21 protein-coding genes are annotated in these 22,295 nt (G+C 64.5%); 7 read left to right on the forward strand and 14 right to left on the reverse strand.

Features of this window, described 5'->3' with window-relative positions; genetic code table 11:
• Positions 1-92: 92 nt before the first annotated feature.
• Positions 93-545 (forward strand): universal stress protein, encoded by a 453-nt coding sequence (locus A6F65_RS08275; RefSeq protein WP_067787678.1) that lies wholly within the window; start codon positions 93-95, stop codon positions 543-545.
• Positions 546-560: 15 nt separating this feature from the next.
• Here the strand turns inward: A6F65_RS08275 and A6F65_RS08280 are convergent, their stop codons facing one another.
• The 9 genes from A6F65_RS08280 to radA all read right to left on the reverse strand — a co-directional run bounded on the left by A6F65_RS08280 (position 561) and on the right by radA (position 10,861).
• Positions 561-1,076: a peroxiredoxin family protein gene (locus A6F65_RS08280; RefSeq protein ID WP_067787680.1), complete on the reverse strand. Its 516-nt coding sequence runs from the start codon at positions 1,074-1,076 to the stop codon at positions 561-563.
• 47 nt (positions 1,077-1,123) lie between these two features.
• Positions 1,124-3,481, reverse strand: a complete 2,358-nt coding sequence (rnr, locus tag A6F65_RS08285; protein ID WP_067787683.1) for a ribonuclease R — start codon at positions 3,479-3,481, stop codon at positions 1,124-1,126.
• Between the two features lie 70 nt (positions 3,482-3,551).
• A complete protein-coding gene (locus A6F65_RS08290; RefSeq protein ID WP_067787684.1) occupies positions 3,552-5,093 on the reverse strand; it encodes an aminoacyl--tRNA ligase-related protein in 1,542 nt (513 codons plus the stop codon).
• 54 nt (positions 5,094-5,147) lie between these two features.
• On the reverse strand, positions 5,148-5,699 hold the full coding sequence (phaR, locus tag A6F65_RS08295) for a polyhydroxyalkanoate synthesis repressor PhaR (protein WP_067787685.1): 552 nt from the start codon (positions 5,697-5,699) through the stop codon (positions 5,148-5,150).
• Between the two features lie 90 nt (positions 5,700-5,789).
• Positions 5,790-6,839 carry an alanine racemase gene (locus tag A6F65_RS08300; RefSeq protein WP_335645317.1) on the reverse strand — a complete coding sequence of 350 codons (1,050 nt, stop codon included), beginning with the start codon at positions 6,837-6,839 and terminating at the stop codon, positions 5,790-5,792.
• A complete protein-coding gene (locus tag A6F65_RS08305; RefSeq protein WP_067787686.1) occupies positions 6,832-8,478 on the reverse strand; it encodes an MFS transporter in 1,647 nt (548 codons plus the stop codon). The genes A6F65_RS08300 and A6F65_RS08305 overlap by 8 nt, the downstream gene beginning before the upstream one ends.
• Positions 8,479-8,510: 32 nt before the next feature.
• Complete coding sequence (locus A6F65_RS08310; RefSeq protein ID WP_067787687.1) at positions 8,511-8,948, reverse strand: iron-sulfur cluster assembly scaffold protein; 438 nt, start codon at positions 8,946-8,948, stop codon at positions 8,511-8,513.
• Complete coding sequence (locus tag A6F65_RS08315) at positions 8,945-9,469, reverse strand: CvpA family protein (protein WP_067787688.1); 525 nt, start codon at positions 9,467-9,469, stop codon at positions 8,945-8,947. Before A6F65_RS08315 ends, A6F65_RS08310 begins: the two co-directional genes overlap by 4 nt.
• A 27-nt stretch (positions 9,470-9,496) precedes the next feature.
• Positions 9,497-10,861, reverse strand: a complete 1,365-nt coding sequence (radA, locus tag A6F65_RS08320; RefSeq protein WP_067787691.1) for a DNA repair protein RadA — start codon at positions 10,859-10,861, stop codon at positions 9,497-9,499.
• 71 nt (positions 10,862-10,932) lie between these two features.
• Here radA and A6F65_RS08325 point away from each other — a divergent pair, with 71 nt between their 5' ends.
• The gene (locus A6F65_RS08325) at positions 10,933-13,236 is read left to right on the forward strand and encodes a patatin-like protein (protein ID WP_067787693.1); all 2,304 of its coding nucleotides are present in this window, start codon (positions 10,933-10,935) and stop codon (positions 13,234-13,236) included.
• Positions 13,237-13,242: 6 nt separating this feature from the next.
• Here A6F65_RS08325 and dnaJ read toward each other — a convergent pair whose 3' ends face one another.
• Both dnaJ and dnaK read right to left on the reverse strand, forming a co-directional pair.
• Positions 13,243-14,364, reverse strand: a complete 1,122-nt coding sequence (dnaJ, locus tag A6F65_RS08330) for a molecular chaperone DnaJ (protein WP_067787695.1) — start codon at positions 14,362-14,364, stop codon at positions 13,243-13,245.
• Positions 14,365-14,441: 77 nt separating this feature from the next.
• Positions 14,442-16,376: a molecular chaperone DnaK gene (gene dnaK / locus A6F65_RS08335; protein ID WP_067787696.1), complete on the reverse strand. Its 1,935-nt coding sequence runs from the start codon at positions 16,374-16,376 to the stop codon at positions 14,442-14,444.
• Between the two features lie 166 nt (positions 16,377-16,542).
• On the opposite strand from dnaK, the gene A6F65_RS08340 reads away from it, so the two are divergent.
• From A6F65_RS08340 to A6F65_RS08350, 3 genes are all read left to right on the forward strand, one after another.
• A complete protein-coding gene (locus A6F65_RS08340) occupies positions 16,543-17,058 on the forward strand; it encodes a copper chaperone PCu(A)C (protein ID WP_083989363.1) in 516 nt (171 codons plus the stop codon).
• A gap of 49 nt (positions 17,059-17,107) precedes the next feature.
• Positions 17,108-17,581, forward strand: coding sequence for a vgr related protein (locus A6F65_RS08345; RefSeq protein WP_067787701.1), 474 nt, complete (start codon positions 17,108-17,110; stop codon positions 17,579-17,581).
• A gap of 82 nt (positions 17,582-17,663) precedes the next feature.
• Positions 17,664-18,830: a PrnB family protein gene (locus A6F65_RS08350; protein ID WP_067787703.1), complete on the forward strand. Its 1,167-nt coding sequence runs from the start codon at positions 17,664-17,666 to the stop codon at positions 18,828-18,830.
• Between the two features lie 57 nt (positions 18,831-18,887).
• Here the strand turns inward: A6F65_RS08350 and A6F65_RS08355 are convergent, their stop codons facing one another.
• The 3 genes from A6F65_RS08355 to hrcA all read right to left on the reverse strand — a co-directional run bounded on the left by A6F65_RS08355 (position 18,888) and on the right by hrcA (position 20,893).
• Positions 18,888-19,178 (reverse strand): glycine zipper domain-containing protein, encoded by a 291-nt coding sequence (locus tag A6F65_RS08355; RefSeq protein ID WP_067787704.1) that lies wholly within the window; start codon positions 19,176-19,178, stop codon positions 18,888-18,890.
• A gap of 68 nt (positions 19,179-19,246) precedes the next feature.
• Positions 19,247-19,837, reverse strand: coding sequence for a nucleotide exchange factor GrpE (grpE, locus tag A6F65_RS08360; protein WP_067787710.1), 591 nt, complete (start codon positions 19,835-19,837; stop codon positions 19,247-19,249).
• 12 nt (positions 19,838-19,849) lie between these two features.
• Positions 19,850-20,893, reverse strand: coding sequence for a heat-inducible transcriptional repressor HrcA (hrcA, locus tag A6F65_RS08365; protein ID WP_067787712.1), 1,044 nt, complete (start codon positions 20,891-20,893; stop codon positions 19,850-19,852).
• Between the two features lie 62 nt (positions 20,894-20,955).
• Between hrcA and rph the strand changes: the two genes are divergently transcribed.
• Positions 20,956-21,669, forward strand: a complete 714-nt coding sequence (rph, locus tag A6F65_RS08370) for a ribonuclease PH (protein ID WP_067787715.1) — start codon at positions 20,956-20,958, stop codon at positions 21,667-21,669.
• Positions 21,666-22,295, forward strand: coding sequence for an RdgB/HAM1 family non-canonical purine NTP pyrophosphatase (rdgB, locus tag A6F65_RS08375; RefSeq protein ID WP_067787717.1), 630 nt, complete (start codon positions 21,666-21,668; stop codon positions 22,293-22,295). Before rph ends, rdgB begins: the two co-directional genes overlap by 4 nt.

The raw sequence follows: 22,295 nt of genomic DNA on the forward strand, positions 1-22,295 counted from the left end.
CGGCGCAATCCCTGCCGGAAAGGCTGCCTGCCCGCAAGGTTCTTGCGCCGCGGGCCGTAACAAAGGATATTGGGCTTGAGGGGAGAAAACGTATGCGGACATACCTCGTCATCGTGGACGAGACCGAGGAAGCTGCGCTGGCGCTGCGATTTGCTGCCCGGCGAGCAGCGGCCACGGGCGGCGGCGTGCAACTGCTCGCCCTGGTGCCGAAGCAGGCTTTCAACGCATTCGGCGGCGTGCAGGCGACCATCGAGCAGGAGGCCCGCGACCGCGCCGAGGTGCTGGCCAATGGCGCCGCAGGATCGGTGTTGAGCGACGCCGGCCGCATGCCGAAGATCGGCGTGCGCGTAGGCGATGCGAAGACCGAGGTGACCGCTTACCTGAAGGACCACCCTGAAGTCAGCGCGCTGGTGCTGGGCGCTGCGAAGGAAGGCAATCCGGGGCCGCTCGTGACGCACTTCTCTGCCAGCCCCGGCAGCCTGCCCTGCCCCATGATCGTGGTGCCGGGCGGCATGGACCCGGACCGGCTCGACGCGCTCAGCTAAGGCAGCAGGCGCGCCTCAGGTGCGTGTGCCGCGCGCCGGGTAGCCATTCTCCAACACGAAATCGAGATTATCGAGCAGTTGGTCGATCGGCGGCCGGGTGAAGGGTGCGCTCTGCATCTGCGCCATGAAGATCGTTCCGTCCGGGCGGACCAGGAACAGGCCCGGTTCGCTGAAGACGTCCGGCTCGTCGCTGCCGTCGCGCTTGTCGGAAAGGTAGAGGCCCCATGCGCGGGCCTTTTCCTCGGTCATGGAGTGGGCCAGCGGCAGGTCATGCGTATCCCATTCCTCATGGGAGACCATGGCCCGTTCCTGGCTGTCCATGGACACGGCGAACACATTGATGCCGCGCCGGGTAATCTGCTCCAGTTTCTGGCCGATTTCGGTCAGGTACTTGCGGCAGATCGGGCAATGCTTGCCGCGATAGAACACCAGCATGGTGAAGTTTTTGGGCGTCTGGTCGGCCAGCTTGAAGGTGGCCTGGATGGTCAGCGGCAGTTCGAGTTCGGGGGCTTTGTGGCCGGGAATGAGCATGTGTGTCTCCTTTCCCGGTCAATGAGTGGCCCTGCGTCTGCGTTCCGTTACTTCTTCTTGCCGCGGCCCTGGTGGCGGATGTTCTTGGGGCGGCCGCGGGCATTCTGGTCGTGCGACTGGCGCGGGGCACCCTTGCCCTTCTTTGCGCCCTTGCCGCCGCCGGGTCCCTTGCTCGGTCCGCTATTCGGCCCGCGCTTGCCGCGCCTGTCACCGCTGCCCTGCTGGCGGCCGCGCGGCCTCGGCTTTTCGCCGCGCCGTTCGATAGGCTTCCCGTCGCCATCGGGCACTTCGAACTTCAGTGCACCGGTGATGGGGTTGGCCTCGGCCAGCTTCAGCTCCAGCGTATCGCCGGTGGCGTAGCGCTGTCCGGTCCGCTCGCCCTCCAGCGCGCGTGCCGCTTCGTCATAGCGGAAATAGTCGCTGCCCAGCGTGCTGACCGGGACGAGACCGTCGCCGCCCAGCCCCACGATGGTGGCGAAGAAGCCGAAGCTTTGCACGCCGGTGATGCGCGTCTCGAATGTCTGGCCCACGCGGCCGGACAGCCATGCGGCGACATAGCGGTCGACCGTATCGCGCTCGGCCTCCATGGCGCGGCGCTCGGTCTTGCTGATGGCGTCGGTGATCGTGCCCAGATCCGTGCGATCCTTGTCGCTCAGGCCGCTTGCGGGCGGGATTTTGCCCTTCGGCTTTGGCTGCTCCAGCCCAAAGGCATCGACCAGCGCGCGGTGAACGAGCAGGTCGGCATAGCGGCGGATGGGGCTGGTGAAGTGGGCGTAACTGCCCAGCGCCAGCCCGAAATGGCCCGCATTGGCCGGCCCGTAATAGGCCTGCGTCTGGCTGCGCAGCACGGCCTCCATCACCAGCGCCTTCTCCGCCGGGTCGCCGATATCCTTGATCATGCGGTTGAATAGGCCGGGCGTGATGACCTGGCCGAGCGCGAACTTCTTGCCGATGGAATCGAAATAATCGCGCATCGCCAGTAGCTTTTCGCGCGATGGTGTCTCGTGGACGCGGTAGACGACCGGGCTGGTCTTGCTTTCCAGCGCCTTGGCCGCTGCGACATTGGCGGTGATCATGAAATCCTCGACCACGCGGTGCGCGTCGAGCCGCTCCTTGACGGCGATTTCGGTAATCTTGCCCTCATCGTCCAGCATGACGCGGCGTTCCGGCAGGTCCAGGTCGAGCGGATCGCGGTCGGCGCGGGCCTTGGCCAGCGCTTCCCAGCATGCCCAGAGGCCGCGCAGGTTGGTCTCCTCGCCATCACCATCGACGCGCGCCTGCGCATCTTCGTATGCGATGACCTCGTCAATGCGGACGATGGCCCGGGTGAAGCGCCATGACGTCATGACGCCCTTGGCATTTATCTTGACCTTACAAACCATTGCGGCGCGGTCTTCACCCGATTTCAGGGAGCAGACGTCGGTGCTGAGCACTTCGGGAAGCATCGGGACAACGCGGTCGGGAAAGTAGACGGAATTGCCGCGCTTGCGTGCCTCGCGGTCCACTTCACCGCCGGGGCGGACGTAGAAACTGACATCGGCGATGGCGATCATCGCGTCGAAGCCGCCCTCGCCGTCCGGCTGCGCCCAGATGGCATCATCGTGGTCGCGCGCATCGGCCGGATCGATGGCGAGGATGGGCACGTGGCGCAGGTCCTCGCGCTTCTCCTCGCTCAGCGGCAGCTTCGCCGCGACTTCGGCTTCGGCAATGACGCTGTCCGGGAAGACATGCGGGATGCCGTATTTGTGGATGGCGATCAGGCTGAAGCTCTTCGGGGCGAGCGGGTCGCCAAGGACTTCGGTGACCTTCACCTTGCTCCGCGGGCCCTTCCCGGTGCTCTCGGCAATCACCAGCTGGCCTTCTTCGGCCCCGCCAATGTCCCCGATCTGGAAGCTGTTGCGGATCTTCTTGTCGGTCGGCGCCAGCCAGGCGCGCCCGGCCCCGTCGATCTCGACCACGCCCATCAGGGCGTCATGCCGCTGCGGCAGCTTCTTCATCGGATGCGCACGCCAACCGCGTTCGTTCTCTTCCGTGCGGGCGAGAACGCGATCGCCCTTGCGCAGGGCGGCGTGTTTCTTCTTTTCGATCAGGCGGATACGCGGCGGAGGCACGGCGTCGTCGGGCGACCAGTTCTCCGGGATGGCGATTGCCTCGCCATCTTCGATATCGACGACGGTAAGGACGGTGACCTTGGGTACGCCGCCCATCTTGTGGAATGCCGACTTGCTGCCATCGATCAGGCCTTCTTCGGCCATGTCCTTCAGCAGCTTTTTCAGGGCAATCTTTTCCTGCCCCTTGAGCCCGAAGGCCTTGGCGATTTCTCTCTTGCCGGCAGGTGTGGGGGATGTCTGGATAAATTCGAGGACCTGCGCACTAGTCGGCAGGCCGTTGTTCTTTTTTCTCATGCGCCCTCATGTGGGCATTGCCGGGCGGCGAAGCAAGCTAGTAGGTGCCTAGTACGCGCCTAGTGCGCGCCTAGTACGCCTTGGCGACGTAGATGCGCTCCACCGCAGGCTCGCCGGTAAAGATGCAGGTGCCATCCGCCACAGCCGCATCGCGCGGCACGTTGCGGAAGGTCAGCTTGTGCGCCTTCAGCTTCTCGACGACGGCATCCAGCGCCTCTCCCGTGGGACGGGACCACAGCACTTCGGCCCAGCCGGGATACTTCTCGCCGGAGGCATAGAAGGCGGCAAGCTCGTTGAAGCTGGAGACGTCGCGGCGGATATTGGCATCGCGGCGTTCGCGGGCTGTTTCGAACATGCCGGACTGGATCTCTTCCAGCAGGGCGGAGATGTTGCCCGGAACCTCGCCAACAGGAGGATTGCCGAAGGCCGGCTTGCCGTTCTCGCCCCATAGCGCATCGCGCCGCAGCATGGAAACGACGCTGTTTTCCATGTCGCGCCCGCCGACCTCGATGATGACTGGCGCGCCCTTGCGCACCCAGTCCCAGCGCTTGGCTGCCGCCTTGCCCGGCTTCTTGTCGAGGAGCACGCGAACAGGCTCGCCCAGCGCAGACTGGGCGGCGATCCCGGCGCGCAGTGTCTCGCAATAGTCCAGCAGCGCCTCGTCTTCCGGCTTGTCGCGCAGCATCGGCAGGATGACCACCTGCCACGGCGCGATGGCTGGCGGGACGCGCAGGCCGTCATCGTCGCCATGCGTCATGATGACGCCGCCCACCAGCCGGGTGGACACGCCCCAGCTGGCGGTGTGCGCCAGTTGCTGCGTACCTTCACGGTCCTGGAAGCGGATGCCCGCAGCCTCGCTGAAAGTGGTGCCGAGGTAATGGCTGGTGCCTGCCTGCAGCGCCTTACCGTCCTGCATCATGGCCTCGATGGACCAGGTCTCGACGGCACCGGGGAAACGCTCGTTCTCCGGCTTTTCGCCAACGAAGACAGGCAGGGCCAGCTCGTCCTCGGCGCAGGCGCGGTACATCTCGATGGCGCGCAGCGTTTCCTCGCGCGCGTCCTGCGCATTTTCATGCGCCGTGTGGCCTTCCTGCCAAAGGAATTCGCTGGTGCGCAGGAACATGCGCGTGCGCATTTCCCAGCGCACCACATTGGCCCACTGGTTGGTCAGCAGCGGCAGGTCGCGCCAGCTCTGCACCCAGCGCGCCATGGCATCGCCAATGATCGTCTCGGACGTGGGCCGCACCACCAGCGGCTCTTCCAGCTTCGCTTCGGGATCGGGCTTCAAGCCGCCGTAGCCATCGGCGATCAGGCGGTGATGCGTGACCACGGCCATTTCCTTGGCAAAGCCTTCGACATGCTCCGCCTCACGCTCGAAATTTGAGAGCGGGATGAAGATCGGGAAATAGCAATTGTCCACGCCGGCCGCCTTGATGCGGTTGTCCATCAGACGCTGGATCCGCTCCCAGATGCCAAAGCCCCACGGCTTGATGACCATGCAGCCGCGCACGCCCGATTCCTCGGCCATGTCGGCGGCGGAAATCACTTCCTGGTACCAGGCGGCAAAGTCGTCTGAGCGCTTCGTGTTCAAAGCGTGGCGGATGTTGGACATGTGTCTTAGGGGTCCGGGTCTTTGAGTATCGGGGGCTGGTGCGGCGCGGGCTAATTACTTGCCCATCTTGTCCAGGCGTTCCTGCATGGCCGCCATCTGCGCGCGCAACGCTTCCAGGTCGTCGTCCTTGCTGCTTGTCTCGGAGGATGCCCCATCGACCTGCGGCATGAACGCGCCGGTCGCCGCCTTGATCATGGCCATGTTCGTCTGCGCGACCTGCTTGAAGGCATCGCCGCCCATGCTGGCGGTGAAGGCTTCCTGCAGCTTCATCTGGTTCTGGCGGAAATGGTCCATGCTGGCTTCGAGGTAGCCGGGCATCATGGCCTGCATCTGGTTGCCATACATGCTGATCAGCTGGCGGAGGAAACCGATGGGCAGCATCTGCTCGCCATTGGTTTCTTCTTCCATGATGATCTGGGTCAGGATCGCGTGGGTAATGTCCGCGCCCGTCTTTGCGTCGACCACCTGGAAGTCCACGTTCTCACGGACCATGTGCCCCAGGTCGTCAAGCGTGATGTAGCTGGACGTGTCGGTGTTGTAGAGCCGACGATTGGCGTATTTCTTGATGATGATCGGCGTGTCGCCGTCCGTTTTGCTGTCGGCCATTGCGCGCTCCTGAGGCAACCGATCGCTGCCGTTGCCGAATCGATAGCAGGTGCAGCATGTGCACCGCAACATGGCAGGTTGAATTGAGGCTCAGGCGCTGTGGCGATCGAACCTGTTGCCCAGCAGTGTCAGCAGTTCGTACTGCGACAGGCCGGTGACGCGCGATGCGGTCGGCAGGTGATAGGGCACGTCCAGCCAGTCGCCGGCAGTGATGCCCGGCGCGGATGAAATATCGACCACCACCATGTCCATCGACACCTTGCCGAGAAGTTGCAGGCGCTTGCCGGCGTGATGCAGATAGCCCGCGCCTGCCCAGCTGCGCAGGAACCCGTCTGCATAACCGATGCAGACGGTCGCCACCGTCATCGCGGTTGAGGCGGTGAACTCGCCATTATAGCCGACGCGCTCTCCCGCCGCGATGTGCCGCACCTGCAGGACCTGCGCCTGCGGATGCACGACCTGCCGGATCTTGCCCGCGTGCTCCGGCCGCGCGATGCCGCCGTAGAGCGACAGGCCGGGACGCGTCAGTCCGTAGTTATAGTCCGGGCCCAGCGCGATCCCCGCACTGTTGGCCAGGCTGTGCACGGCACCGGGAAAATGGCCCAGCGTCCGCTCGTAAATCTCGCGCTGGTCGGCGCTCTGCGTGCCATTTTCATCCGCGGATGCCAGGTGCGACATGAAAACGCGGACATCCAGCGAGGCAATAACCGGGTCTGACACGTCTGCTGCGGCAATACCCAGCCGGTTCATGCCGCTGTCCAGCATCAGGGCGCACGGACCGCCCCCTGCCCCGGCCCACAGCTTCGCCTGCGGAACGCTGTTGATGACCGGCATGGTGCCTGCCTGCCGCGCATAGTCTGCTTCTGCGGCGCTGGTCGGACCGTGCAGCACATAGACCTGCTCCGCCGGCACATGCGCCATGACGCCGGCCGCCTCTCCCCAATGCGCCACGAAGAAATGCCGGCACCCTTCCCCGTGCAGCACTGGAACAGCGAAATTGACGCCCGTGCCATAAGCGTCCGCCTTTACGGCAGCGCCGGTCTGCGCTTGGCCCGACATGGCATCGAGCGTCCGCCAGTTGTGCGCCAGCGCATCGCCATCCAGCTTCAGGCGCAGGTTGGAGGGCGGTGCGTCAGGCACTATCCCTGCCAACTTCGTCCGCGAAATCGCGCGGGGGGCCGGATGGCAGCCCCCACCAAGCCACGATCACGCCAAAGGCCACGACGGCCATCGTGTACCAGAGGCCCGAATAGATATCTCCGGTACGCGCAACGATGATGCCGGAGATCAGCGGCAGAAAACCACCGAGGTAACCCGCGCCGATGTGGTACGGGATCGACATGGAGGAATAGCGGATGCGCGGCGGGAACATCTCGCTCAGCAGGGCAGCGACAGAGCCGTAAGTGAGCGCCGACAGCGCCGCCATCACCAGCAGCAGCGCCACGATGCCGAGGATGTTGGCAACTGGCGGAATCTGCTTCTCGAAGTCGAAGCCGAAGTTTGTCAGCTGTGCCCGCAGGCCGTCGCGGCGGGCCGCGCCATCGTCCATCCACGCCTCGTCCAGTGCGATGTCCGTGCCCCCGACGCTGACGGAAAGCGTCTCTGCCTGCGCAACGTCATAGGCGACGCCGCTGGCGGTCAGGGTCTCGAGGACCTTGCCGCAGGGCGTCTGCTCACGGTCGAACAGGTCGGCGAAGGGATCGGTGCGGCAATCCGCGCCGGAGACGACGACCGGATTGGCCTTTGCCGCTTCGGCCAGGCCCGGATTGGCCAGGCTGCCCATGGCCCAGAAGACCGGGAATAGCAGCGCGAGCGTGGCAAGCGCGCCCAGCACGATCGGCTTCTTGCGCCCCACCCGGTCGGACCATTTGCCGACGATGAGGTAGAAGCCCATAGAGATAAGCCCGGCGCCGAACATGATGTATTCCACCAGCGATTCATCGAGATGCATCGGCCCGCGCAGGAAGCTGAGGCCCGAGAAGAAGGCGGTGTACCAGATCGTCGTCAGGATGCCGGTCACGCCGAACAGGGCGATGAAGATGCGCTTCTTGTTGCCGGGGTAAGTGAAGCTTTCCACGAACGGATTTTTCGCCGTCTCGCCCGCTTCCTTCATGGCGCGGAAGACAGGGCTTTCCGACAGCTTCAAGCGCATCCACAAGGAAATGCCCAGCAGGATGATGGACAGCAGGAACGGCACGCGCCAGCCCCATGCGGCAAAGTCGTCCGCCGGGATCAGGGCGCGGCATACCAGCACGACCGCAATGGACAGCACGAAGCCGCCCGCAACGCTCGCCTGGATGAAGCTGGTGTAGAAGCCGCGCTTTTCCGGCGGGGCATGCTCGGCCACATAGATTGCCGCGCCGCCATACTCACCGCCCAGCGCCAGCCCCTGCAGGATGCGGAACAGGATGACGATGATGGGAGCCGCGATGCCGATCGTGGCTGCGCTGGGGATCATGCCCACGCCCGCCGTCGCGACGCCCATCAGCGTGACTGTGACGAGGAAGGTATATTTGCGGCCCAGCCGGTCGCCCAGATATCCGAACAGGATGGCGCCCAGCGGCCGGAAGCCGAAGCCGATGGCGAAACCGGCCCAGACCAGCAGCAATTGTAGCGTCTCGTTGCCGCTGGGGAAGAAAGCCGCGCCGATCAGGCCGGCGAGCGTGCCGTAGATGAAGAAATCGTACCATTCGAAGATGGTGCCTGCGCTCGACGCCGCGATGACGAGGCGGATTTCCTTGGGGCTCGGCTGATGTTCGCCGGTGACCGCATTATCCATTTTCGTATTCCCTCCCGCTCCTGTGCGGGGATTTAGCGGGCCGGTGCTGGCGATGGAAGGGCATCATGCGCGGCATTCCACGGAAGCAGGATCGCCCCGTGGCGGGAGGGATAATCGCGCGCCGGCTCCAGCGCTGCCATTCCCGGCCAGTCGGGCCGCACCCCCTCGCCCGCTAGCCAGTCGGTCATAGCCCGTCGGCCCGCTTCGAGCCCGGCTGTATCGAGGCCGATTGCGGCGTTTAGGAATATGGCCGCGCTCGCCTGCCCGATGGCGCAAGCCGACATCCGCAAGCCGGGTTTGGCAATCCGCCCGTCTTCCAAATCGAAAGAGAGATCCAGTGTACCACCGCAGGTGCGGGAGCGGGCCTTGCCGTGAAGCGCAGCATCTTCGCGATAGGGATGACCCGCCAGCGAGACGGCAAGCGCCAGGATTTCCGTCGAATACAATCTGGCCGCGCTGTCACCGCTCATTGCGGCGTTTCGGCGTCTTCGTCCCTCAGGCGGGCGCGGCGCTCGGCGATCAGCTGCACCATGGCATCGGCGCTGGCATTCACCACCGGATAGGTGCGCGCGGTGGTCATCCACGTCGGGCGGCCCGCCGAACCCCAGATCGAATCGTACCCGAGCACGAGGACGGAAAAGCCCATCACCACGATGATTGAGCCCTTGAGCGCGCCGAAGCCGAAGCCCAGCACCCGGTCGACCGGGCCAAGCAGGGAATTGCGCGCGCTTTCGCCGAACTTGCCGGCAATCAGCTTCATCGCGACATAGGGGATAAGCAGCAGAAATGCGAAGGCGAGCACGGACGCGCCCGACGGTGTTCCCACATACTGGTTCAGGAAAGCGGTCAGGTCCGTGTGGAGGAAGCGGATCGCGAAGATCGCCAGCACCCAGCTGGCAAGCGACAACACTTCCTGCACGAAACCGCGCATGAAACCGCCGATCGCCGCCACGCCGACGATCAAGAGAACAATGATATCGAAACCCGTCATAACTCGCTTCCCGTAGGCACGCGAATATTACCCTGCCATGACGCGGTCAACGAGCTTTGGCAGGATGGATAGCGACTGGTAGGCAATCCCGCTGACCCTGTCATCCGCCTCTTCCGGCCCGAAAGCCTGCGTGAAGCCCAGTTTCGCAGCCTCGCGCAGCCGCAGACCGCCATGGGAAACGGGGCGCACCTCGCCCGCCAGCGAAACTTCCCCGAACCATGCCGAGCGCATCGGAAGCGGCTTGTCCGCCAGCGCCGAGACCAGAGCAGCTGCCACCGCCAGATCCGCGCCGGGGTCGGAAAGCCGGTAACCGCCGGAAACATTGAGATACACCTCCGCCGTGGAGAAATTCAGCCCGCAGCGCGATTCCAGCACGGCGAGCAGCATGGCGAGGCGGCTGTTTTCCCAGCCCACGACCGATCGCCGCGGCGTGGCGCCAGATTGCAGCCTTACGATCAGCGCCTGCACCTCCACCAGAACGGGCCGTGTGCCCTCCAGCGCAGGGAAGACCGCGCTGCCGGCGACCGGCTCGTCCCGCCCCGTCAGGAACAGGCTGGAGGGGTTGGCGACTTCTTCCAGCCCCTTTGCCGCCATGGCAAATACGCCAATCTCGTCCACCGCTCCAAAGCGGTTTTTCAGGCTGCGCAGGATGCGGAACTGGTGGCTGCGTTCCCCCTCGAAGCTCATCACTACGTCCACCATATGCTCCAGCACGCGCGGCCCGGCGATATTGCCGTCCTTGGTGACGTGGCCGACCAGCACCAGTGCGCAGCCGTTCTCCTTTGCATAGCGGATCAGCTCGAACGCGCAGCCGCGCACCTGACTGACCGTGCCGGGCGCCCCCTCGATGGTGTCGGAATGCATGGTCTGGATCGAATCGATGATCAGCAGCGCTGGCCGCGCGTCCTTGCCCAGCGTGGTCAGGATGTCGCGCACACCGGTGGCGCTGGCGAGGCGAATGGGCGCGTCCGCATGGCCCAGCCGCTTGGCCCGCATCCGCACCTGTCCCGGTGCCTCCTCCCCGCTGACATAGACGATATCCTGCCCGGCCCGCGCCAGGTTTGCCGCCGCCTGCAGCAGCAGCGTGGACTTACCGATGCCCGGATCACCGCCCATCAGGATGGCACTGCCCGGCACCAGACCGCCGCCCAGCGCACGGTCGAATTCGGCAAGGCCGGTGCTGCGCCGCTCCAGCGGGACGGACGGCGCATCCAGCTTCACGAATTCGATGGGCCGCCCGCCGCTGGAAAGGTCATGCTTCTGGGAGAAGACCGTGGCCGGCACATCCTCGCTCAGCGTGTTCCATTCCGCGCAGTCCGGGCACTGGCCCTGCCAACGGTGCGACACGCTGCCGCAAGCCTGGCAGACAAATCTCTTCTTGGGTTTCGCCATGGGGTAGAGATAACCGGAACACATCGGGAACGCAATTGCCAAAGGCGATGTTACCCGCCACAGTCGCCGCAATGCGCCACAAGGAACTTCGCATAGCCCTGGTCTGCTACGGCGGCATCAGCCTGGCCGTATACATGCATGGCGTGACGAAGGAGCTGTGGAAGCTGGCACGCGCCAGCCGCTCGCACCGCGGGGACAAGGATGCGCCCGCCGCCGTAGAGGCGGTTTACGCGGACCTGTTGCAGGAAATGGAGACGCGCGGCACGCGGCTGCGCGTCCTGCCCGATGTGTTGTCCGGAGCCAGTGCCGGCGGGATCAACGCGGTGTTCCTGGCGCAGGCTATCTACTCCGGCCAGTCGCTGGAGCCGCTGACCGATGTCTGGCTGGAACGTGCCGACGTGGAGGACCTGCTGGACCCCGAAGCCGCGCCGATGAGCCGGGCGGCCAAGTTCTGGGCGCAGCCGCTCGTGTCATGGGTTTTCTCGCGCCCCGGCAGCGGCGTGGCGGAGAGCGTGGCGCCCGAAACGCGGGCCGAAGTGCGCGGGAAGCTGTCTCGGGTGATCCGCAGCAGGTGGTTTGCCCCGCCCTTCTCTGGCGACCGTTTCTCCGACCTTATGGCCACGGCGCTTGAGGCCATGCGTGCCGCGCCTGCGGGCAAGCCGCTGCTGCCGCCCGGCCACCCGCTGGATCTGTTCACCACCACGACCGATTTCCATGGCTACCGCGCCATGCTGCGCCTCAACAGCCCGCCGCTGGTGGAGGAGACGGAGCATCGCATGACCATCGGCTTTTCCGCGCGCACGCCGCGCGAGGCCGGCGGGCAGCTTGCCGTTCTGCCGGAGCTGGTGATGGCTGCGCGCGCAACCGCCAGTTTCCCCGGCGCCTTCCCGCCGCTCTATATTGCGGAGATCGACCGGCTCGCCACGCAGCGCAATATCGCCTGGACGGGCCGCGATGCCTTTATCCAGCGCATCATGCCCGTCCACGCGGCAGAGGGGACGACGCCGCACGTTGCCTTGGTGGACGGCTCGGTACTGGTGAACGCGCCGTTCTCGCAGGCGATGGGTGTGCTGGATTCGCGGCCGGCGCAGCGCGAGGTGGACCGGCGTTTTGTCTACATCGACCCCACCCCGCACCGGCACCTGTCGAAGGACCGGAGCGAGCGGAAAGTGGGGTTCTTCCAGGCGATCATCGGCTCCATTTCAAGCATTCCGCGCCAGCAGCCGATCCGCGACAATCTGGAGGATATCGCCGAGCAGTCTCGCGAAGCGCGCAGGCTGGCAAACATGGTGGCAGCGCTTCGACCGGAGGTGGAGGCGAGCGTGGAGCGCCTGTTCGGCCGCACGCTGTTCCTCGACCGGCCGACTACGGCGCGGCTGCGCAAGTGGCGCGCCAAGGCGCAGCAGGCGGCAGCGGAACAGGCGGGTTACGCCTATCATTCCTACGCCCAGTCGAAGTTCGCGGCCATCGTCGACCGCCTTGCGCGGACGCTGCATCATATTGCCGAGAACGACACCGGCCATGACGAGAGCGCACTGGCCAACCGCCTCTACACCGCCATTCGCGGCGACGGCCTGCACACGCTGGCACATGGTGAGGGCGGCGCGACGAAAGAAGCCATCGCCTTCTTCAAGCACCACGATACCGGCTTCCGCATCCGGCGATTGCGGCTGCTGGCGCGCAGGCTGGCGCGGGACTGGGAATACGATCCGGAGATCGAGAACGCCGACCTGGAAAAGGCGCGCACCGCCGTGTTCGAAGCCTTGGCGCTTTATTTTCGGCAGGAAGGCCAGCTTGCGTCGGACGCAGACATGCGCGTGGCGGCAAATCACGCGATGGAAGAACCCTCCGCCGCGCTCGACCATGTCGCGCAGCTTGCCGCCCTCCCCGACCTGGATGACCAGGTGGACGAGATGCTGGCAAAATTGCTCGCGGAAATGCCGCAGAAGCTGCGCCGCCGCATGCTGCTCGCTTACCTTGGCTTCCCATTCTACGACATCGCGACCCTGCCGCTGCTGCGGAACGAAGGCCTGACGGAATTCGAGCCGATCAAGGTCGACCGCATCAGTCCGGAAGACGCCAATGCCATCCGCTCCGGCGGGACCGAGGCGACCTTGCGGGGGACGGAGTTCTACAATTTCGGCGCGTTCTTCAGCCGTGCTTACCGCGAGAACGATTACCTGTGGGGCCGCCTGCACGGGGCAGAGCGGATGATCGACCTGATTGCATCAACAGCGACGGAGCCACTGCCAGACAGCGTGATCGCGGGTTTCAGGAAACGGCTGTTCCACGCCATCCTCGACGAGGAGACGGAGCGCCTGACCGAAGATGCCTCGCTCGTCCCCGGCATCCGGGACGAGGTTGACGCGCTCTGACCCAGCCTAGTTGAAGGCTTCCTTCAGCCGTTCGAAGAAGCCGCGGCTTTCGGGGCACTCGTCGCCGGTCTCGGTTTCTTGGAATTCGCGCAGCAATTCCTTTTGCTTGCCGGACAGGCGAGTCGGTGTTTCCACGCCGATTTCCACGATCAAATCGCCGCGTCCGCGCCCTTGCAGCACGGGCATGCCCGCACCGCGCTTGGCCAGCTGCTTGCCGGACTGGATGCCGGCGGGAATGTCTATCTTGGCAGTCTCGCCATCGAGGCCGGGGATCTCCACGCAGCCGCCCAAGGCTGCCGTCGTGAAGCTGACCGGAACGCGCGTGAACAGGTTGGTCCCGTCGCGCTGGAACACCGTGTGCGGCTTCACATGCACGAAGATATACAGGTCACCCGGAGGCGCACCCGCAGGGCCAGCTTCACCCTTTCCGGACAAGCGGATACGCGTACCATTGTCGACGCCCGGCGGGATGGTGACTTCGAGCCGTTGCTCCTTGTCGACCCGGCCTTCGCCGCGGCAATCGTGGCACGGCTCTTCCAGGACTTCGCCTCGGCCGTGGCAATTGTGGCATGGGCGCTCGACCACGAAGAAGCCCTGCTGAGCGCGGACCTTGCCGTGGCCATGACACAGATTGCAGGTGCGCGTGCCGGTGCCGGGCTCTGCGCCTGATCCGCTGCAAGTATCGCAGGCAACCGACACTTCGACCTCGATCGCGGTGTCCTTGCCATGGAAAGCGTCTTCGAGGTTTACCTGCAGGTCGTATCGCAGGTCCGCCCCGCGGCGCGGCCTGCTGCGGCCACCGCCGCCGCCGAAACCGCCGCCGAAAATCGTCTCGAAAATATCGCCAAGGTCGGAGAAATCGGCGCCCGGATGGCCGCCGCCGCCCTGCGCGTTCTGCGTGAAAGCCTCGTGGCCATAGCGATCATAGGCTGCACGCTTTTGCGGGTCCTTCAAGACCTCGTAAGCGGCATTGCAGATCTTGAACTGGTTTTCCGCCTCGGCATCGCCGGGATTGCGGTCCGGGTGGTGCTTCATCGCCAGCTTGCGATAGGCGGACTTGATGGTCGCCCCGTCTGCATCGCGCGATACGCCGAGGATTTCGTAAAAATCGATTTGGGTGGCTGCCATGGTCTATCCCGTCCCTGAAAGCCGACCGCCACCGGCGCGTTTCGCACCGGTGGCGGCCTTGCTTTCCATCGGACCAATCAGCCCTTGTTGTCTTCGTCGACTTCGGAAAATTCGGCGTCGACCACTTCCTCTTCGGCAGCGTCGCCGCCGGCTTCGCCAGCACTGTCCCCGCCGGCATCGGCAGACGCATTGGCCTGCTCCTGCTGGTAGATTTCCTGACCCATCTTCATGGCCACGTCCGTCAGAGCCTGGCTCTTGGCCGTGATAGCGTCGACATCGTCGCCTTCCAGCGCCGTCTTGGTCTCGGCCAGGGCCGTTTCCACTTCGGACTTCAGGTCGGCGCTGATCTTGTCGCCATGCTCTTCCAGCTGTTTCTCGGTCGCGTGGACCAGGCTGTCGGCATTGTTGCGGGCTTCGGCAGAAGCGCGGCGCTTCTTGTCCTCTTCCGCAAACTTCTCGGCGTCCTGGACCATCTGGTCGATGTCATTGTCCGAAAGGCCACCAGAGGCCTGGATCTTGATCTGCTGTTCCTTGCCCGTGCCCTTGTCCTTGGCGGACACGTTCACGATGCCGTTGGCGTCGATATCGAAGGTCACCTCGATCTGCGGGACACCGCGCGGCGCGGCGGGAATGCCGACGAGGTCGAACTGGCCGAGCATCTTGTTGTCAGCCGCCATTTCACGCTCGCCCTGGAACACGCGGATCGTCACGGCCTGCTGGTTGTCTTCGGCAGTCGAGTAAGTCTGCGTCTTCTTGGTCGGGATCGTCGTATTGCGGTCGATCATGCGGGTGAAGACACCGCCCAGCGTTTCGATACCCAGCGAAAGCGGGGTCACATCGAGCAGCAGCACGTCCTTCACGTCGCCCTGCAGGACGCCGGCCTGGATGGCAGCACCCATGGCCACGACTTCATCCGGGTTCACGCCGGTGTGCGGCTTGGAGCCGAAGAACTGCTCAACCGTCTCCCGGACCTTGGGCATGCGGGTCATGCCGCCGACCATGATCACTTCGTCGATCTCGTCCTTGGAAACGCCGGCATCGCTCAGCGCCTTCTTGCACGGCTCCAGTGTGCGCTTGATCAGGTCGCCGACCATCTTTTCGAGGTCGGAGCGGCTGATCGTTTCCACCAGGTGCAGCGGGGTGGAGGAACCACCTTCCATGCGTGCGGTGATGAAGGGCAGGTTGACCTCGGTCGTCTGGGCAGAGCTCAGCTCGATCTTGGCCTTTTCGGCTGCTTCCTTCAGGCGCTGAAGAGCGAGCTTGTCGGTCTTCAGGTCCATGTTTTCCTTCTTCTTGAACTGGTCGGCCAGCCATTCGACGATCGCTGCGTCGAAATCTTCACCGCCCAGGAAGGTGTCGCCATTGGTGGACTTCACCTCGAACACGCCGTCGCCCACTTCCAGGATGGAGATGTCGAACGTGCCGCCGCCAAGGTCATAGACGGCGATCGTCTTGTTCTCGTCCTTGTCCATGCCATAGGCGAGCGCGGCCGCAGTCGGCTCGTTGATGATGCGCAGCACTTCCAGGCCGGCGATCTGGCCAGCGTCCTTGGTGGCCTGGCGCTGGGCGTCGTTGAAATAGGCAGGCACCGTGATGACGGCCTGCTCCACCTTCTCGCCCAGATAGCTCTCGGCCGTTTCCTTCATCTTCTGCAGGATGAAGGCGGAAATCTGGCTGGGAGAATATTCCTCGCCGCCCGCTTCGACCCAGGCATCGCCGTTCTTGCCCTTGACGATGTCATAGGGGACGAGGTCCATGTCCTTCTTGGTGGTCGGATCGTCGAACCGGCGGCCGATCAGGCGCTTGATGGCGAACAGCGTGTTGTCCGGATTGGTCACGGCCTGCCGCTTTGCAGGCTGGCCGATCAGGCGCTCCCCATCCTTGGTGAAAGCGACGATGGAAGGCGTGGTGCGCGCGCCTTCGGAATTTTCGATGACCTTGGGCTTGCCCCCATCCATCACTGCCACGCAGCTGTTGGTCGTACCCAGGTCGATACCGATTACTTTGGCCATGGTTTCCCCATATCTTCACGTTGTTGCAACGCCGCACTTTCGCTTCCCGTCCTTTGGCGAAGCTGTTTGGCGGCTCGGTTTACGGCGGCGATATAGGTGCGGTTTTGCTTGGCACAAGGGATGGCCCCCGTTAGAAATCCGCCTGTTCTGAAACGGGAGTGAATTCATGAAATCGACGGTTCTTGCTGGCGCGATGCTGGCTTTCTCTACGCTTGGCCTGGCCGCATGCGGCGGCGCGGATGCCCCGGCGGAGGAGGCCGCGAACGGCCCCGCAGGCCTCGAAGTCAGCAATGCCCGCGTGGTCCTGCCCGCCGTGTCCGGCAACCCGTCTGCCGTCTACATGGAGATTGAAAACAGCTCCGACCGTGACGTCATGCTGCGGGCTGGCACCGTGGAAGGCGTTGGCAATTACGTGATCCACAAGATGGGCACCTGGGATCGGCAGATGAGCATGGACGAAGTGATGCAGCTGCCTATCCGTTCGGGCGAGACGGTATCTTTCGATCCGGGCGAAATGCACATGATGACCGATGCCACGCCCGAAACGGTGGAAGCCGGCAGCACGGTCAATGTGAACCTCAGCTTCGTCGGCGGCGCGCAGATGGTTGTCCCGGCAAAGGTGCTGGCCGCCGGTGAAGACCGCGAGGCTGGTGCCGATTCCACCGTGATGGACGATCTGTAAGGGCGGATAGGTCATCGACGCCGAAAACGAATATCCCCCTCCCTGCCCCGTGGGCGGGGAGCGGGCGCTCACCCCGGGCGAGATCGCCCTGGCAAAGGGTGTGTTCGGCAATGCGATCGATTACGCGAAAGTCACGATCAAGCGCCGGAAATGGGCGTTCTTCCAACCACGCCGCGTCACGATGGCGCCGCGCGGCCATATCCATTTCCACCCCGGCGGCGACGCCTATTGCGAAGACTTCAGCCAGGAACCGCTGCTGAAGCAGGGCCTGCTCGTCCACGAGTTGACGCATGTCTGGCAGACGCAGGAAAAGGGTGAGTGGTACCTCGTACTGCATCGCCACCCCTGGTGCCGCTACGATTACAGCCTGAAGCCGGGACAGCGGCTTGAGAATTATGGCATCGAGCAGCAGGCGGAGATCGTGCGCCACGCATTCCTGCTGCGTAATGGCGCCAAGATGGCGGGCGCATCCGATCCCGCAGCCTATGATTTGCTGGTTAAATTTCCCGGCGCAGACCGCTAAGCGAATTGCGCTAACCAGTTTCACTTGATACTTGTTATCCCGTCCGGGCGGCCAAACCCGCGCCCGGCCAACGAGCATCAACATGGAGCTGAAAGACTACGGAATGTCGCGCGAGCGCGGCTATCTCTCACATTATGAAATCGACGAAATCCGCCTGCCGGAGCGTTTCGACGCTGTCGTGGAGGCCGCCGGGAAACTCTCCGGCCTGCTGACCACCGGCCGCGTAAGGCACTGGCTGGATGCCCTGCCCGACCCGCAGGTCGAACAGTGGGCCAGAACTGCCCCCGAAGAAGAGGTGCGCACCGCGATGGTGCATTATTCCTTCCTCGTGCAGGCCTATGTCTGGGGCGAGCCCGATCCGCCCGCATCGCTTCCGGCAAACCTTGCCCGTCCGATGGTCGCCATTTCCGACCGACTCGGCCAGGCACCGCTGCTGCCCTATTCGGGCTATGTGCTCGACAATTGGTACCGGCTCGACAAGTCGGGCCCGATCGACCTCAGCAATGTGGTGATGCACCAGAACTTCCTCGGCGGGGACGACGAGAACTGGTTCGTGCTGGTCCATGTCGCCATCGAGGCGGAAGCCGGCGTGCTGCTCGACAATGCAGCAAGGCTGGTGACCATCGCAAAGGAAGGCGACGAGGCAGAGGCTATCCGCCTGCTGAGGGAAATGGACGAGGCGTGGGAGCGTATCTACGGCCACTTCGCCCGCATGCCGGAGCGCTGCGACCCCTATATCTATTTCCACCGCGTGCGGCCCTACATCCATGGCTGGGCCAACAATCCGGCGCTGAAGGACGGCGGGCTTGTGTATGATGGCATCGAGCGGTTCGAGGGGAGGCCGCAGGCCCTGCGCGGGCAGACCGGCAGCCAGTCTTCCATCGTACCGGCGATGGATGCGCTGTTCCAGGTCAATCACAGCGCCGATCCGCTGCGCCAGTTCCTCGACGAGCTGCATCAGTACCGCCCGGTCGAGCATCGCCGCTTCATCGAGGATCTCGCCGCACAATCGACACTGCGGGACTTCGTTTCGGCCAGCGATAATGCGGAGCTGAAAGATGCCTTCAACGCCTGCCTCGAACAGTCGGCGCGCTTCCGTACGCGGCATCTCGAATATGCGGCAAGCTATATCAACAAGCAGGCGGGCAGCATCGCGGGCAACGATCCCGATGTCGGCACCGGCGGCACGCCCTTCATGAAATATCTGAAGAAGCACCGCGACGAGAACCGCGAACAGACCGTCAGCTGATATGAAAAGGGCCGCCGGATTGCACCGGCGGCCCTTCTTTTCATTCTGTTTGCCTGATCAACGCGGATCGGCGGGATAGCCCCGCGTGTCGAAGCAATCGTCGTCGAGATAGCCATTGCGATCGTAACCGTCGCATTCGTTGTCCTTGTCGACGAAATATCCGGCAAGTCCGCCAGCGGCCGCACCGGCCAGGGCATAGGTCGTGATATCGCCGCCGGTCACGGCAGCAATCCCTGCCCCGGCAGCCGCGCCGACGGCGGCGCCTTCGACAGCGTAATTCTCCGCGCAGGCGGAAAGGCCGAGCGCGGATGCGGCAAGTGCGGGGGCGAGAAGCAGTTTGGTATTCATTGGATCAATCCTCCATCGGGGCTGTCCCTGTTGGAGGCTTGAACGGGCGGCGCTGCCGATAGGTTCCGCTATTCCGGCTTCTTGGCCACGCCCACCATGGCGGGGCGCAGCAGGCGGTCGCGCAGCATGTAACCGGCCTGCATTTCCTGCACGATCGTGCCGGGTTCGGCGTCGTCGCTGGGTACTTCCATCATGGCCTGGTGCTGGTTCGGGTCCAGTGGCAGGCCCATGGCGGCGATGCGGCTGATGCCGTGCTGGGCGAAGACCTTGTCCAGCTCGCGCTGCGTGGCCTCGATCCCGGTGATGAAACGCTGGGCCTTTTCACCTTCCCGCAGTTCTTCCGGGACATGGTCCAGCGCGCGGGAGAGGTTGTCCGCAACGCTCAGGATATCGCGCGCAAAGCCGGTCGCGGCATAGGTCCGCGCGTCAGCCACATCCTTCTCCGCCCGGCGGCGCACGTTCTGTGCTTCGGCCTTGGCGTAAAGGACATCCTGCTTCGCCGCTTCAAGGTCGCCGCGCAGTTCTGCCAGCGCATCCTCCAGCGATGGGCTTTCCTCGCCCTCGTCCCCGTCATCGTCCGCCAGCATCTCTTCCGGCACACCGGCCAGTTCCTTTTCGACGGCTTCGTCGCGCGTATTGTCTTTATCGTTCTGGTTCATGTGGCTTCCGAATTATCCGATGAGTTTGCCCAGTGACCGGGCCGTGAAATCCACCATGGGAACGACACGCGCGTAATTCAACCGCGTGGGGCCGATCACACCCAGAACGCCGACCACCCTGCCCTCGCGGTCGCGATAGGGGCTGGCGATGACCGAGGAGCCGGAAAGCGCGAACAGGCGGTTCTCGCTGCCGATGAAAATGCGGGTCGCCTCGGCCTCGCGCGCGCTGTCCAGCAATTCAGCCACGGACTGCTTGCTTTCAAGATCGTCCAGCAGGCTTCGTACGCGCTCGATATCGCCCATTGCCGCCTCGTCCAGCAGGTTGGATGCGCCGCGCACGATCAGCACCGGCCGCGCCGCGCCATCCTCGCTCCACACGGCCAGCCCGCGCGACACCAGGTCGCGGCTCGCGGTATCCAGTTCGCTGCGGCCGCTGGCGATTTCCTGGCCGATGGCAGCCGAAGCCTCGGCCAGAGAGCGCCCGGCAAGGCGGGCCGTGATGTAATTGGTCGCTTCCTGCAGGGCCGAGGGCGAGAGGCCATCGGGCAAGTCCAGCAGGCGGTTTTCGACCTGGCCATCATCCCCCACCAGCACGGCAAGCGCGCGGCGGGCATCGAGCGGCACGAGGTTCATCTGCGTAACGTTCGGCTCGCGGCGCGGGACCATGACGACGCCTGCGGCAGCCGAGAGGTCCGAGAGGACGCTGCTGGCCTGTTCCAGCGCCTGCTCGACAGGTCCGGGATCGCCCAGGCGCTGCAGGATGGCATCGCGTTCCTGCGCGGTGGGCTCTGCCACCTGCATCATCCCGTCCACGAACAGGCGCAGGCCGGTGTCGGTGGGCATGCGGCCAGCGCTGGTGTGCGGCGCGGCCAGCAGGCCAAGCTGCTCCAGTTCGGAAAGCACGCTGCGGATGGATGCGGGCGACAGGTCGATCGCGTCGCTGGAGGCGATGGTTTTCGATCCCACGGGCGTGCCGCTCGCCAGGTAACCTTCCACCACGATCTGGAAGATCGCGCGGGCGCGGTCGGTCATTTCGGTTAGCGGCGGTGCGGGCATGACAGTGCCTCATCTAGTCGCTAGGGCGGCGGCTGCAAACCATACCTACGGAGTTATCATTTATGCGCCCTTCAGGCCGTGCCCCCGACGAAATGCGTGCGATTACCATCGAGACCGGCTTCACCAAGCATGCCGAGGGCAGCTGCCTGATCAGTTTCGGGGGCACTCGCGTGCTGTGCACCGCCAGCATTGAAGAACGCATCCCGCCGTGGCTGCGCGGCAAGGGCGAAGGCTGGGTCACGGGCGAGTATTCCATGCTGCCCCGCGCCACTCACACGCGCGGCATGCGCGAGGCGGCCAGGGGCAAGCAGAGCGGCCGGACACAGGAAATCCAGCGCCTGATCGGCCGCAGCTTGCGCGCCGTGGTGGATTTGAAGAAACTGGGCGAGCGCCAGATCACGCTCGATTGCGACGTGCTGCAGGCCGATGGCGGCACGCGCACGGCCAGCATTTCCGGTGCATGGGTTGCGCTGCGACTGGCGGTGAACGGCCTGCTGGAATCCGGCGCGCTGAAGGAAGACCCCATCACCGCGAAGGTCGCCGCGATTTCCTGCGGCATCTATAAAGGCACCCCGGTTCTGGACCTCGACTATGACGAGGATAGCAATGCCGATGCGGACGCCAATTTCGTGCTGATCGAAGGCGGCCAGATTGCCGAGGCGCAGGCCACGGCGGAAGGCGCTACCTACGACGAGGAAGGCCTGCTGCGCCTGCTCCGCCTTGCCCAGATCGGCTGCGACGGCATTTTCAAGGCACAGGACGAAGCCACGAAATGACGCGCAAGATCGGCCCCGGCAAACTGGTGATTGCCACGCATAATGCGGGCAAGCTGAAGGAAATCGCGGCCCTGCTCGAGGATTTCGGGCCGGACTGTATTTCCGCCGGGTCGCTGGGCCTGCCGGAGCCGGCGGAGACCGGGAAGACCTTCGTCGAAAACGCGCTGCTGAAGGCGCGCGCGGCGGCGGAGGCTTCCGGCCTCCCCGCCCTTGCCGACGATAGCGGACTGTCGGTTGCCGCGCTGGACGGGCGACCCGGAGTCTACACGGCGGACTGGGCGGAGCGGCAGTGGTTCGAAGGCGATCCGGGCCGCGACTGGTTCATGGCCATGGGCAAGGTCGAAGGGCTGTTGCAGGCCAAGGGCGCAGACGCCCCGCGCGATGCGTGGTTCAGCTGCGTCCTCGCCATCGCCTGGCCGGATGGCGAGCATGCGGTGTACGAGGGGCGCTGCGATGGCGCTCTGACATGGCCGCCGCGCGGCACTATGGGCTTCGGTTACGATCCCATATTCGTGCCGCAGGGCCGCGACGTGACCTTTGCCGAGCTCGACCCGGCAGAAAAGCACGCCATCAGCCACCGGGCCGATGCCTTTGCGAAGCTGAAGGCCGACCAGTTCGGCGTTTGA

The sequence above is a fragment of the Paraurantiacibacter namhicola genome (assembly GCF_001687545.1).
In the GTDB taxonomy this organism is placed as follows: Bacteria; Pseudomonadota; Alphaproteobacteria; order Sphingomonadales; family Sphingomonadaceae; genus Paraurantiacibacter; species Paraurantiacibacter namhicola.